At 67.0% G+C, this 12541-nt stretch carries 12 protein-coding genes; 7 read left to right on the forward strand and 5 right to left on the reverse strand.

Annotated features, from left to right (window positions below):
- Positions 1–71 precede the first annotated feature (71 nt).
- The 3 genes from ABGA94_RS19490 to folB form a co-directional block, all read right to left on the reverse strand.
- Complete coding sequence (locus tag ABGA94_RS19490) at positions 72–2246, reverse strand: glycoside hydrolase family 3 N-terminal domain-containing protein (RefSeq protein WP_005415018.1); 2175 nt, start codon at positions 2244–2246, stop codon at positions 72–74.
- A gap of 128 nt (positions 2247–2374) precedes the next feature.
- A complete protein-coding gene (locus ABGA94_RS19495; RefSeq protein ID WP_053498700.1) occupies positions 2375–3646 on the reverse strand; it encodes a mechanosensitive ion channel family protein in 1272 nt (423 codons plus the stop codon).
- A 91-nt stretch (positions 3647–3737) separates the two neighbouring features.
- A complete protein-coding gene (gene folB, locus ABGA94_RS19500; protein ID WP_005415016.1) occupies positions 3738–4091 on the reverse strand; it encodes a dihydroneopterin aldolase in 354 nt (117 codons plus the stop codon).
- A gap of 359 nt (positions 4092–4450) precedes the next feature.
- Here folB and ABGA94_RS19505 point away from each other — a divergent pair, with 359 nt between their 5' ends.
- Entirely contained in the window at positions 4451–5116 is a 666-nt protein-coding gene (locus ABGA94_RS19505; RefSeq protein WP_080104275.1) for a hypothetical protein, read from the forward strand.
- 33 nt (positions 5117–5149) lie between these two features.
- On the opposite strand, the gene tsaD is transcribed toward ABGA94_RS19505, so the two are convergent.
- Entirely contained in the window at positions 5150–6175 is a 1026-nt protein-coding gene (tsaD, locus tag ABGA94_RS19510) for a tRNA (adenosine(37)-N6)-threonylcarbamoyltransferase complex transferase subunit TsaD (protein WP_005415014.1), read from the reverse strand.
- A 166-nt stretch (positions 6176–6341) separates the two neighbouring features.
- Between tsaD and rpsU the strand changes: the two genes are divergently transcribed.
- The 6 genes from rpsU to ABGA94_RS19540 all read left to right on the forward strand — a co-directional run bounded on the left by rpsU (position 6342) and on the right by ABGA94_RS19540 (position 11489).
- Entirely contained in the window at positions 6342–6557 is a 216-nt protein-coding gene (gene rpsU / locus ABGA94_RS19515) for a 30S ribosomal protein S21 (RefSeq protein ID WP_002808376.1), read from the forward strand.
- A gap of 133 nt (positions 6558–6690) precedes the next feature.
- Entirely contained in the window at positions 6691–7134 is a 444-nt protein-coding gene (locus tag ABGA94_RS19520; protein WP_005415013.1) for a GatB/YqeY domain-containing protein, read from the forward strand.
- A 105-nt stretch (positions 7135–7239) separates the two neighbouring features.
- On the forward strand, positions 7240–8160 hold the full coding sequence (locus ABGA94_RS19525; protein WP_005415012.1) for a YihY/virulence factor BrkB family protein: 921 nt from the start codon (positions 7240–7242) through the stop codon (positions 8158–8160).
- A 61-nt stretch (positions 8161–8221) separates the two neighbouring features.
- Complete coding sequence (dnaG, locus tag ABGA94_RS19530; protein WP_005415011.1) at positions 8222–9961, forward strand: DNA primase; 1740 nt, start codon at positions 8222–8224, stop codon at positions 9959–9961.
- 27 nt (positions 9962–9988) lie between these two features.
- Positions 9989–10489, forward strand: coding sequence for a beta-lactamase hydrolase domain-containing protein (locus ABGA94_RS19535; protein WP_005415010.1), 501 nt, complete (start codon positions 9989–9991; stop codon positions 10487–10489).
- A 28-nt stretch (positions 10490–10517) separates the two neighbouring features.
- Positions 10518–11489: a bile acid:sodium symporter family protein gene (locus ABGA94_RS19540; RefSeq protein ID WP_005415009.1), complete on the forward strand. Its 972-nt coding sequence runs from the start codon at positions 10518–10520 to the stop codon at positions 11487–11489.
- A gap of 115 nt (positions 11490–11604) precedes the next feature.
- On the opposite strand, the gene ABGA94_RS19545 is transcribed toward ABGA94_RS19540, so the two are convergent.
- A complete protein-coding gene (locus ABGA94_RS19545) occupies positions 11605–12411 on the reverse strand; it encodes a calcium-binding protein (RefSeq protein ID WP_134955910.1) in 807 nt (268 codons plus the stop codon).
- Positions 12412–12541: the final 130 nt, after the last annotated feature.

Consider the following 12541-nt stretch of genomic DNA (forward strand, 5'->3'; position numbering starts at 1 on the left):
AAAAAGGGGACGGAGGGGATTAAGTCGTTAGTGGCACAAACGACTTAATCCCCTCCGTCCCCTTTTTCTGATCAGGCCTTCAGCAGTTCGAACTGCACGGCTTCGCCGGCGGCCGACGAGGCGCAGACCCACAGGTCGAACTGGCCCGGCTCGGCACGCAGCACGCCATCGCGGCCGGTGAACGCCAACTGCTCGCGGGTCAGGGTGAACACCACGTCGGCGGACTCCCCCGGCTGCAGCGCCACCTTGCGGAAGTCCTTCAGCTCACGCACCGGACGTACGCGGCTGGCCACGCGGTCGTGGATGTACAACTGCACCACTTCCTCCCCGGCCACATCACCGCTGTTGGTCAGCGTGGTGGTGATGGTCAGGGTGTCGTCCCAGCCAAGCTGCACAGCACTCAGCTGCGGCACGCCGTAGGCGAAGGTGGTGTAGCCGATGCCGTGGCCGAACGGGTACAGCGGCTCGTTCGGAATCTCGCGCCAGCGGGCCTTGAACTCCGACATGGTCGGCAGCTCCGGACGGCCGGTGCGCGGGTGGTTGTAGAAGTACGGCTGCTGGCCGGACACCTGCGGGAAGCTGACCGGCAGGCGGCCGGACGGGCTGTAGTCACCGAACAGCACATCGGCCACGGCATGGCCGGTCTGCGTACCCAGGTACCAGGTCACCGCCACGGCCTGCGCATTGCGCACCGCGCCCTGCAGCGCCAGCGCGCGGCCATTGCGCAGCAGCACCACCAGCGGCTTGCCGGTCATCGCCACGGCCTCGGCCAGTGCCTGCTGTGCCGGCGGCAGGGTGATCTCCACGCGCGATTGCGCTTCACCGCTGTAACGCTGCGGTTCGCCCAGCGCCAGCACCACCACATCGGCGCGCAGCGCGGCAGCCACCGCCGCTTCGGTACCGCCCGGAATGGCCGCTTCCAGTTCGCAGCCCGGCACGATTTCCAGCAGCGCTTCGTCGCCGATGGCGGCACGCACGCCGGTTTCCAGGTCGACGTAACGCTGCTTGTCGCCGAACAGCGTCCAGCAGCCTTCGATGTTTTCGCGGTCCTGCACGAACGGGCCGATCAGCGCGATCTTCTGCCCGGTCTTCTGCAGCGGCAGCACGTTGTCGCGGTTGTTCAGCAGCACGATCGAACGGCGCGCGGCATCGCGCGACAGTTCATCATGCGCAGCGATATGCGAGGTATCCGCTTCGCGCGCCGGGTCCAGCGAACGGTACGGGTCGTCGAACAGGCCGATGGTTTCCTTCAGCCACAGGATGCGGCGCACGCCTTCATCCAGCACCGCCATCGGCACTTCGCCGCTCTCGACCAGGCCCGGCAGGTGCTCGGCGTAGAAGCCGCTCTGCATGCTCAGGTCCAGGCCGGCGGTGAACGCCTTGGCGGTGGCATCGCGGTCGTCGGCGGCATAGCCGTGGGCGACCAGCTCCATGTCGGCGGTGTAGTCGGAGATCACCACGCCCGGGAACTTCCATTCGCCGCGCAGGATGTCGGTCAGCAGTTCAGCGTTGGCACTGGCCGGCACGCCGTTGATGTCATTGAACGAGGACATCACGGTGATCGCGCCGGCCTCGAAGGCGGCCTTGAACGGCGGCAGGTGCACATCGCGCAGGGTCTGCGGCGAGATGTCCACCATGTTGTATTCCATGCCGGCCATCACCGCGCCGTAGGCGGCGAAGTGCTTCGGCGTGGCCAGCAGCGAATCGGCGGCACGCAGGTCGCTGCCCTGGAAGCCACGCACGCGGGCGGCGGCGAACGCACAGCCCAGCACCACGTCCTCGCCGGCACCTTCGGCGCCACGGCCCCAGCGCTGGTCGCGGGCGATGTCCACGGCCGGCGCATAGGTCCAGTGCAGGCCCGCGGCGGTGGCTTCGATCGCAGTGGCGCGCGCGGTGCGCTCGGCCAGGTCCGGCTCGAAGCTGGCGGCCTCGCCCAACGGAATCGGGAACACGGTACGCATGCCGTGGATGACGTCGGCGGCCAGGATCACCGGGATGCCCAGGCGGCTCTCCTCGGTGGCGACCTGCTGGATGCGGCGGCCCAGCTCGGCGCCCACGCCATTGAACAGCGAGCCGACCTTGCCCTCGCGCACCTGCTGCAGCACCTGGTCGGCATTGCGCACGTTGGCTTCCGGGTTCACGTCCGGGGCGAACGGGCGGACCATGTCCGCGAAGACACCCAGCTGGCCGACCTTTTCCTCGACGGTCATCTGGGCAATGAGGGATTCGATGCGATCGGAGGCCACCGGCAGTCCTTGATGAAAACGTTTACAAGCCCGGCATTCTAGCGATCCCGAGCCATTTGGCGAGAGGTTTCTTCGTTCAGTTTCAGCCAACAGCGGGGCCCGTATGGTCCCACCGGGAGCACCGCAGCTTACTCCGAGCCGGCCATCTGGCGCTGCCCGGCCATCAACATGGCATCGCTGGAGGCCTGGAACACCCGCAAGCCGAACGCCGGCAGAATCGCCAGCAGGTGGTCGAAGATGTCCGACTGCACGGCCTCGTACTCGCTCCAGGCGGTGCTGCGGGTGAAGCAGTACAGCTCCAGCGGCAGGCCTTCGGTGGTGGGCTGCAGCTGCCGCACCAGCAGGGTCATGTCGGTATGGATGCCCGGGTGACTGCGCAGGTAGCGCTCCACGTAGGCGCGGAAGGTGCCCAGGTTGGTCACGCGGCGGCTGTTGACCTCGGCCACGCCCTGCTCGCGCAGGCGCCCGTTCCACTGCCCCAGCTCCTGTTCCTTCTCACGCAGGTAGTCGCGCAGCAGCGCGAATTCGCCGAGGAAGGCCAGGTCGCCCTCGTCCAGGAAGCCGACGCTGTGCTGGTCCAGGTACAGCGCGCGCTTGATCCGGCGGCCACCGGCCTCCTGCATGCCGCGCCAGTTCTTGAACGACTCGGTCACCAGCTTCTTGGTCGGGATGGTGGTGATGGTCTTGTCGAAGTTCTGCACGGTGATGGTGTGCAGGGCGATGTCGATGACGTCACCGTCGGCGTTCTGGCTGGGCATCTCGATCCAGTCGCCGATGCGCACGCGGCCATCGCCACTGATCTGCACGCTGGCCACCAGCGACAGGATGGTGTCCTGGAAGATCAACATCAGCACCGCGGTGGCGGCGCCAAGGCCGGTCACCAGCGGGCCCAGCTTCACCCCAAGCAGGGTGGCGACGATGGACAGGCCGGCGGCCACGAACACCACGATCTTGACCACCTGCAGGTAGCCCTTGATCGGCTTGTTGCGCGCATCGGGCTTGCGCTCGTACAGGCTGTTGGCCGCATCCAGCGCATGCGAGAACGCCATCGACACCGTCAGCACAGCCCACACGATGCACAGCTTGATGATGACGTTGACCAGGCTGGGCGGCAGGTCGGGGATGAGGGTGATGCCCGAAGCGATCACCTGGCTGGGCACCACGTTGGACAGGCGCGAAATCACCCGCATCAAGTGGCTGCCGCGCCCGGACTCGGCGCCCGGCAGGCGCTGCAGCAGGCGCCGCAGGCCACGCAGCAGGATGCGCTTGGTCACCCAATTGGCCAGGCCGGCGGCGATCAGCAGCGCCGAGATCATCAACGCCAGGTAGGCGCCGGGATAGGGTTCCAGTGTGTTCTGCAGCCGTTCCAGCCACTGTACCGCCACCACCGCGTCCACCATCAGTTGTCTCCTGTCTGTTTCGTTGTTGCCAAGGTTGCCGGCCAGCGGCCGGCACTACCGGGGTTGCCGGCCGGCGGCCGGATTTACCGGATCAGTCCCGCGAGCGTTCGATGATCACGCCCACCGCGCGCGCGCCGCGCACCGCGCCGGGCTTGCTCAGCTTCAGGCGCAGCCACTTCACGTCGAATTCGTCCAGCACGATCTGCGCGCAGCGCTCGGCCAGCGTCTCGACCAGGCCGAACTCCGACTCGCGCACGAACTGCTCCAGGCGCTTGCTCACCGCCTTGTAGTTCAGGGTGTGGGCGATGTCGTCGGTGGCCGCAGGGCGACGGTTGTCGAAGCCCATTTCCAGGTCGAACACCAGGTCCTGGCGGATCCGTCGCTCCCAATCGTAGATACCGATCAGGGCGTCGATCGTCAGCCCCTCGATGAAAACCTTGTCCATTGCGGTTACCAGCGCCAATACAGGCGGCCATGGTAACGGCACGGCGGTGACCCTGCCCGGAACGGGCGGTGAGCGGCCGACAGGGAGACGGCGCCGGAAAAAACAAAGGGCCCCACTAGCAGGGCCCTTTGGTACTACCGTTTGTCCCCGGGGGGAGCTGGAATCCAGCCGCGAGTCCCGGTGGCGCAGGCACGCAGATTAGGCAAGGACCAGATCGCCGGTCAAGGCCAATTCCGACAGGGCAGGTCAGGTATTCGTCCGAGGCAAAACGCAGAAAATCAGCCGCGCGGACAACGACGTTCCCTGATGGTCGCCGCCGCCCACTCTCGCGAACATCGATCCCTCCTTCACCACCGCACATGACGATGGCTCCATACGATGTACTGCGGCGCGCGTTGTCAGCGGAGCGTCTGTCTACTTACGAGAGAATCGCATCGACCTGCAGCCCCGACGTCACAGCCGAATCCCTGTACCTGTGGAACATGCGGATGTGCAGTGCACTGATGATGCCGGTCCATCTGTGCGAAGTGGTCACCCGTAACGCCGCTGCAGCTGTGCTCGCCAGGCAGCATGGCCCGCGTTGGCCCTGGAATGGTGCCTTCCGACGGAGGCTGCCAACCTCATCCAGTACTTCTCCGCGCACGGTACTGGAACAACTTGCCAGCCGCGTAACCGATACACCTGGGATCGTCGCCAACCTGCCTATGGTGTTCTGGCAGCAGCTCTTCACCTGTCGCTTCGACTCCACGCTTTGGATACCCGCACTCAGCAGGGTTCTGCAGCATGCTCCCTCTGCTCATCCCAGTGCCGTCAGGAAAGCCATCCATGCGGATATCGGACGCATCCGCCACCTGCGCAACCGCATCGCCCATCACGAGCCCATCCTCGAGCGCGACATCGGCGCCGATCTGGCCGCGATCGGGCGGCTGATCCATGCGCGCTGCCCGCACACCCTGGGGTGGCTGCAGCGCCATGAGCGGGCGACGACGGTATGGGCGGCGTCGCCGTTGGCCGGGCGTCCGTAAAGCGTCCGCCGGGCGTGGCCCGGCGCTACCGGCTCAGACCGCCGGCAGGGTCGCCATGTCCCAGCGCGGGGTCACATCCACCTTCGGCGGGCTGTGCTGGCCAGCCTGCAGCCGCAGTGCGCCAGCGAAGGCGATCATCGCGCCGTTGTCGGTGCACAGTGCAGGCCGCGGGAAGCAGGCGCGGCCGCCGAGGCGCTCGGCCATCTGCTGCAGGCGGGCGCGCAAGCGCTTGTTGGCACCTACACCGCCGGCAACCACGATCACGTTGGTCCCGGCCGCTTCCAGCGCGCGCTCGCACTTGATTGACAGGGTCTCGACCACCGCGTCCTCAAAGCCCCGGGCAATGTTGGCGCGGGTCTGCTCGCTCTGGTCGCTGTCGCGCCAGGCCATCAGGACCTGGGTCTTCAGGCCGGAGAAGCTGAAATCCAGCCCCGGGCGGTCGGTCATCGGCCGCGCGAAGCGGTACGCGCCCGGCGTGCCCTGCTCGGCCAGCCTGGCCAGCTGTGGGCCGCCCGGGTACGGCAGGCCCATCAGCTTGGCGGTCTTGTCGAAGGCCTCGCCAGCCGCATCGTCCAGGGTTTCGCCCAGCAGGCGGTACTGGCCGATCGCGTCCACCGCCACCAGCTGGGTATGGCCACCGGACACCAGCAGCGCCACGAACGGCGCTTCCGGCGGGTCGTCTTCCATCAGCGGAGCCAGCAGGTGGCCTTCCATATGGTGTACGCCGACGGCCGGTACCTCCAGCGCCCAGGCCAGCGATCGGGCCACGCCGGCGCCGACCAGCAACGCGCCGACCAGACCGGGACCGGCCGTATAGGCGACGCCATCGATATCGCCTACACCCAGACCGGCGTCGGCCAGGGTCTGGCGTACCAGTGGCAGCAGCTTGCGGACGTGGTCGCGGCTGGCCAGTTCGGGCACCACGCCACCGTATTCGGCGTGCAGGGCGATCTGGCTGTAGACCGCATGGGCGCGCAGGGCCGCGCTGCCGGCCAGGTCGGTGTCATACACCGCCACGCCGGTCTCATCACAGGAAGATTCGATGCCAAGGACTCGCATGCCTGCTATTATGACGCCCCTGCCGCCCCCTCGGGGGACGTGCAGATCTCACTGCTTTCGAACCGCCGGCCCGTATTCAGGGTTGGCCGCTTGCAGTTTGTCGATTCGCCGCTATAATGTGCGGCTCGCCGGGCGTGACCCGGTTCTACTGTGTCCCGGAGATTCCATGCCCAGCGTCAAAGTCCGCGAGAACGAGCCCTTCGAGTTTGCTCTTCGCCGCTTCAAGCGCACTTGCGAAAAGGCCGGTGTGCTGGCCGAAACCCGCAAGCGCGAGTTCTACGAAAAGCCGACCCAGGAGCGCAAGCGCAAGGCCGCCGCTGCTGTGAAGCGTCAGCTGCGCCGCTCGTCGCGCGACGTCACCAAGCGTCAGCGCCTGTACTGATCGGACGCATCTTCATTGCGGCGGGCCTGCCCGTCGCGATGGAGCCGAAGCCGGCACGCGCGAGCGTCGCCGGCTTTTTGCGTTTCCGGGTTCGGGCATCCGCCCCGCCCCACCTACCACCACGAGGTTCCTCATGAGCATGAAGCAGCAGCTCACCGAAGACATGAAGGCCGCCATGAAGGCGGGCGAGAAGCACAAGCTGGGCGTGATCCGCCTGATCAATGCCGCCATCAAGCAGCGCGAAGTGGACGAGCGCATCGAGCTGGATGACACCGCCGTGATCGCCGTGCTCGACAAGATGGTCAAGCAGCGCAAGGACTCGGTCAGCCAGTACGAAGCGGCCAACCGCGAAGACCTGGCCGAGATCGAGCGCGCCGAGATCGTGGTCATCGAAGCCTATCTACCGGCCAAGATGGGCGAAGCCGAGATCGTGGCCGCCATCCAGGCCGCCATCGCCGAGACCGGCGCCTCCGGCCCGGCCGACATGGGCAAGCTGATGGGCGCACTGAAGCCCAAGCTCGCTGGCCAGGCCGACATGGGCCTGGTGTCCAAGCTGGTCAAGCAGCAGCTGGCGTAATCCGGTACACGGAGTCGGATCCCTTTCGCAACGCGAAAGGGCTCTGACCCCATTGATGCACCCGCTTCACCGCACCTTCGTCGGTCGCCTGCTACAACCACACCCATGGTTGAACCCGAGCCCAACGTTCCCGTGTCCCTGCACAAGTACCTCAAGCGCCTGCAGGACAGCTTTCCGATGGCGGTGGCCAAGCGCTTCATCGACGTCGACGTGCTGACCCAGGCCGCCTCCGTTTCCTTTTACGCCCTGCTGTCGATGGCCCCGCTGCTGGTGCTGCTGCTGTGGTTGACCGCTTCGCTGTACCCGCCGGCACAGCAGGCGCTGATCGACCAGATCAGCTCGGTGGCTGGCAGCAGCGCGGCTACGGTGGCCGAAACCGTCTTGAAGAACGCCGACAACCAGCCCGACGTCGGCTCGTTGGCGGGGCTGTGGAGCACGCTGCTGCTGTTCGTCGGCGCCACCGCCGTGTTCGCGCAGCTGCAGAACGCGCTCAACCTGATCTTCCGCACCAGTGGCGAGCGCCTGGAGGGCATCAAGGCCTGGCTGCGCAAGCGTGTGTTCTCGTTCGGCGTGGTGCTGGCCCTGGGCTTCCTGCTGATCCTGTCGATGACTGCCACCACGGTACTGCAGGTGGCCTTCGCGCAATTGCCCTCGATCCTCCCCGCGCTGGGGTACGTCACCAGCCTGCTGCTTTACGCAGTCGGCTTCGCCTTCATGTACCACTACCTGCCCGACCGCCGCGTGGCGTGGCGGCAGGCCTTCATCGGCGGCGTCATCACCTCGGCACTGTTCGCACTGGGCCGCTACGGCATCGGCGTCTACATCGCCACCGTGGCCCCCGGCAGTGCCTACGGCTCGATGGGCGCCCTGGTGATCTCGCTGGTCTGGATCTATTACGCGACCGTGGTCTTCTTCGTTGGCGCGCTGATGACCGCGGTGATCGATGAGCGCCTGCGCGCGCGCCATCACCTGGCCGCCGCCGGCATCGATCCGGCCACCGCCAGCCAGGTGCCCGACAGGGGGTAAACTAGGCCGACCGCCCCCGGTTCCGTCGCGTGGTCCTGTACCGCGCCCTGCCCTGCTGCCCATGGCCCGTATCCCCGACGCTTTCATCGACGACCTGCTGGCCCGCACCGACATCGTCGAGGTGGTGGGCAGCCGCGTGCCGTTGAAGCGCCAGGGCAAGGAATACGCCGCACGCTGCCCTTTCCATGACGAGCGCTCGGCCTCGTTCACGGTCTCGCCCACCAAGCAGTTCTATCACTGCTTCGGCTGCGGCGCGCACGGCACCGCGATCAGCTTCCTGATGAACTACGACCGCCTCGAGTTCCTCGACGCGGTGGATGAGCTGGCCAAGCGTGCCGGCATGGACGTGCCGCGCAACGAAAACCCGCGCAGCCCCCAGCAGCAGGACGACAGCCGCGAGCTGTACTCGGCGCTGGACGCCGCCACCAGGTTCTTCCAGAAGAACCTCGAAGGCAGCGAGAAGGCACGCGCGTATCTGGAAAGCCGTGGCGTGGACGAAGCGAACCGCGCGCGCTTCCAGATCGGCTACGCACCGGATGGCTACAGCGGCCTGCGCGATGCGCTGGGCAAGGACGAGCGCCGCATGAAGCTGCTCGACCGCGCTGGCCTGTTCTCCAAGAACGATCGCGGCCACGTCTACGACAAGTTCCGCGACCGGGTGATGTTCCCGATCTTCGACCGTCGTGGCCGGGTGATCGCCTTCGGCGGCCGCGTGTTCGAGAAGGACGACGGCCCCAAGTACCTCAACTCGCCCGAGACCGCGCTGTTCCACAAGGGCCGCGAGCTGTACGGCCTGTGGCAGGTGCGCCAGGCCAACCAGAAGATCGAGCGGTTGATCGTGGTCGAAGGCTACATGGACGTGGTCTCGCTGTTCCAGTTCGGGGTCACCCAGGCGGTGGCGACGCTGGGCACGGCGACCACGCCGGACCATGCCGAGCTGCTGTTCCGCAACGCGCCGGACGTGTTCTTCTGCTTCGACGGCGATGCCGCCGGCCGCCGCGCCGGCTGGAAGGCCCTGGAGTCGGTGCTGCCGCGCATGAAGGATGGCCGCCAGGCGTTCTTCCTGTTCCTGCCCGATGGCGAGGACCCGGACAGCATCGTGCGCAAGGAAGGCGCCGAGGCCTTCAACGAGCGCCTGAAGCAGGCCACGCCGCTGTCGCAGTTCTTCTTCGATGAACTGACCCGCGAGATCAACCTGGGCACGCTGGACGGCAAGGCGCGCCTGGCCGAACGCGCAAAGCCGATGCTGGCGCAGATTCCCGACGGTGCCTTCGGCGACCTGATGAAGCAGCAGCTGGCGCAGCTGACCGGCCTCGGTGGCACTGCCCAGGCCACGCGCGCGCCGATGCCGCAACGCCAGCCACAGCGGACGATCCAGCCGGTGGCCAAGCGCAGCCTGGTGCGCGGCGCGATCGCCGTGCTGCTGCAGCAGCCGTCGCTGGCGCTGACCCTGGGCGGAAAGCATCACTTCCAGGGCCTGCGACTGCCGGGCGTGGAGCTGCTGCTGGAACTGCTGGGGCTGGTCGAACAGCGCCCGGACATCAGCACCGGCGCCCTGCTGGAACACTTCGACGGCCGCGAGGAACAGGCGTCGCTGCATACGCTGGCCGCTCAGACGCTGCCCGGCACCGAGGCCAGCTGGACCCAGGAACTGCACGACGCGGTGGCACAGCTGGAGAAACAGCTGCTGGTGCAACGTCTGGAGGAGTTGTTGGCAAAGCAGCGCCAGCAGGGCCTGGACGATACTGACAAATACGAACTGCGCGAGCTGCTGAAGGCCCGCGCCGGGCTGCGCCTGTAGCGGCAGAACGTTTTTACGGAGAGGACCATGCTGCTGCGCCTGACCTGCCTGCTGTTGTTGTCGCTCTGCCTGCCACTGGCGGCCCTGGCCGCAGATGGCCCGCTCAATGAAGTCCGCCCGGGCCTGTATGCCGGCGGCCAGCCCTCCGCCGCACAACTGCGCGAACTTGCCGCGCAGGGCGTGCGCACCGTGATCGACCTGCGCCAGCCCGGCGAGGACCGGGGTTTCGACGAAACCCGCGTTGCCGAATCATTGGGCCTGCGCTACGTGCGCATTCCGGTGGCCGGTGCCGAGGGGCTCGATGCCGCCAACGTGCGCGCCGTGCACCAGGCCCTGCGGCAGAGCCAGGGGCCGGTGCTGCTGCACTGTGCGTCCGGCAACCGCGCCGGCGCCGTGCTCGGCCTGGTCAACGCACGCTACGAACATGCCAGCCCCGAACAGGCCCTTCAGCTGGGCCAGCGTGCTGGCCTGACCTCGCTGGAAGCCGCCACCCGCCAACGCCTGGCCACGCCGGTCACCTCGCCCTGAACTCTCCGCACCAAGGACTCTGCCCACCATGACCCGCTGGTGGTCGCGCCTGCGACCGGACAACTTCACCCTCGCCCTGCTGTGCACGGTTGGCCTGGCCTCGCTGCTGCCGATGAAGGGCGCCGCCGCCATCGTCCTTGATGACGTCACCACCGTCGCCATCGCCGCGCTGTTCTTCCTGCACGGCGCGCGCCTGCCGCGCGAGTCGATCATTGGCGGCATGCTGCACTGGCGGCTGCACCTGACCATCCTGGCCTGCACCTTCCTCCTGTTCCCGCTGCTGGGGCTGATGTTCAAGCCGCTATCGGGCTGGCTGCTGACCCCGGAGCTGTACCTGGGCGTGCTGTTCCTGTGCACCCTGCCCTCCACCGTGCAGTCGTCCATCGCGTTCACCTCGATGGCGCATGGCAATGTGCCCGCAGCGGTGTGCAGTGCTTCGTTGTCGAGCATCCTCGGCGTATTCCTGACGCCGCTGCTGCTGACCGCGCTGGCGGGCACCTCCGGTGGCGTGCACGACCCGCTGCATGCGATCGCCGGCATCATGCTGCAGCTGCTGGTGCCGTTCGTGGCCGGCCACCTGCTGCGGCCGTGGATTGCCGGTTGGGTGGAAAAGCAGCGCGCGCTGCTGCGTTACACCGACCAGGGCACGATCCTGCTGGTGGTGTATTCAGCGTTCGGTGAAGCGGTGACTGAAGGCCTGTGGAGCAAAACGCCGCTGCTGTCGCTGCTGGCCGTGGCGGTCGTGGCCGCCGTGCTGCTGGGCATCGCCATGCCGCTGATCACCTTCATCGCCCGCCGCCTGCGTTTCAACCGCGAGGACGAGATCGCCATCGTGTTCTGCGGCTCGAAGAAGAGCCTGGCCACCGGCGTGCCGATTGCCAAGGTGCTGTTCGCCGGCGGCAGCCTCGGCGCCATCGTGCTGCCGGTGATGATCTACCACCAGATCCAGCTCATCGTCTGCGGCGTGATCGCGCAGCGGTACGCGAAGCGCGCGCCCTGACCCGACGGGAGGACATCCACGCATGGCGTGGATCTGTTGTAGAGCCGAGCCCGCGCTCGGCTAACACCTGTGATCCGGAGTAGATCCACGCCATGCGTGGATGGTTTGCCTGACGCTACGGATCCACCAGCGTCCCGACGCTCAGTTCCGGCATCCATACCCATAGGTCGTACGGCCGTTCCGCACCGGCAGCGACCCGCGGCCCCGTGGCAACCTGCTCTCGAAGTGGCCGCGCCATGCAACCGCCCGCGCATCCCCACGTCTGACCACGTTGCGCGCTCAACCGCACGCTGTAGATATCCAGGTCCCGCAGCTGGGAGGCCATCGGCCGCCTCTGCATTTCCGGCGGCATACCTTCCGGCCGCCGCAGCATGGCGTGGACATTGCCAGTCAGCACCAGCATGCGCGCACTGGCCGGTAGGCCTCGATTGAGCCGCCGCAACTCGGCTGCCATGAGGTCATCGCGTACCTGGTTGCCTCCTTTGCTGGCGTTGACGTCATAGCCAACCACGTCGATCACACGTCCCTGCGACTTCAGCACGCGTAGGCTTTCGATCATTGCCAGCATGTGGCGGCTGCGACGGCCATCATGCTGGTCATCGCGCACGGTCCAGAACGCACGCCCGCGCAGATGCTGGCGTGCCTTCTCCCCGCCATCGGAAGCCAGGTAGTCGCGCAGCGTGGAGGTTTCCCCGCGTGGCAGTTCCAGCGCCAGCAGGACCGGCCCGGTGCGGCTGTAGTCATCCACCAGCTGCCGCACCAGCAGCGGCGTCTCGCGGGTTCCATGGAATTCGCCCAGCACCAGCAGGCGGTGATCACCGGCGTGCTGGCGGATCTGCGCGGCGGTGTCGTCGGCATGCGCGGTCACGGCCATGCCCAGCGCCAGAATCAGCGCGGTGGTCCAACGGAAGATCGTATGCATCCCTGCTCGCTCCTTTCCTTGGGGTCAGGAACAGCAATGGCGACGCCGCTGGAAGACATCAAGTGCAGAGCCGAGCCCACGCTCGGCTGCTCTTCCAATCCCCCCCTCAGCCGAGCATGGGTACTGGAGT

Origin of the sequence: Stenotrophomonas sp. 3diitr2024 (assembly GCF_042136455.1) — a bacterium.
Taxonomy (GTDB): Bacteria; Pseudomonadota; Gammaproteobacteria; order Xanthomonadales; family Xanthomonadaceae; genus Stenotrophomonas; species Stenotrophomonas sepilia.

Bases quoted from the DNA above. Each gene is read 5' to 3' on its own strand.
- ABGA94_RS19520 (WP_005415013.1), top strand. From the start codon at position 6,691: ATGAGCATGAAGCAGCAGCTCACCGAAGACATGAAGGCCGCCATGAAG.
- ABGA94_RS19545 (WP_134955910.1), bottom strand. From the start codon at position 12,411: ATGCATACGATCTTCCGTTGGACCACCGCGCTGATTCTGGCGCTGGGC.
- dnaG (WP_005415011.1), top strand. From the start codon at position 8,222: ATGGCCCGTATCCCCGACGCTTTCATCGACGACCTGCTGGCCCGCACC.
- rpsU (WP_002808376.1), top strand. From the start codon at position 6,342: ATGCCCAGCGTCAAAGTCCGCGAGAACGAGCCCTTCGAGTTTGCTCTT.
- tsaD (WP_005415014.1), bottom strand. From the start codon at position 6,175: ATGCGAGTCCTTGGCATCGAATCTTCCTGTGATGAGACCGGCGTGGCG.
- ABGA94_RS19505 (WP_080104275.1), top strand. From the start codon at position 4,451: ATGACGATGGCTCCATACGATGTACTGCGGCGCGCGTTGTCAGCGGAG.
- ABGA94_RS19495 (WP_053498700.1), bottom strand. From the start codon at position 3,646: ATGGTGGACGCGGTGGTGGCGGTACAGTGGCTGGAACGGCTGCAGAAC.
- ABGA94_RS19540 (WP_005415009.1), top strand. From the start codon at position 10,518: ATGACCCGCTGGTGGTCGCGCCTGCGACCGGACAACTTCACCCTCGCC.
- folB (WP_005415016.1), bottom strand. From the start codon at position 4,091: ATGGACAAGGTTTTCATCGAGGGGCTGACGATCGACGCCCTGATCGGT.
- ABGA94_RS19525 (WP_005415012.1), top strand. From the start codon at position 7,240: ATGGTTGAACCCGAGCCCAACGTTCCCGTGTCCCTGCACAAGTACCTC.
- ABGA94_RS19535 (WP_005415010.1), top strand. From the start codon at position 9,989: ATGCTGCTGCGCCTGACCTGCCTGCTGTTGTTGTCGCTCTGCCTGCCA.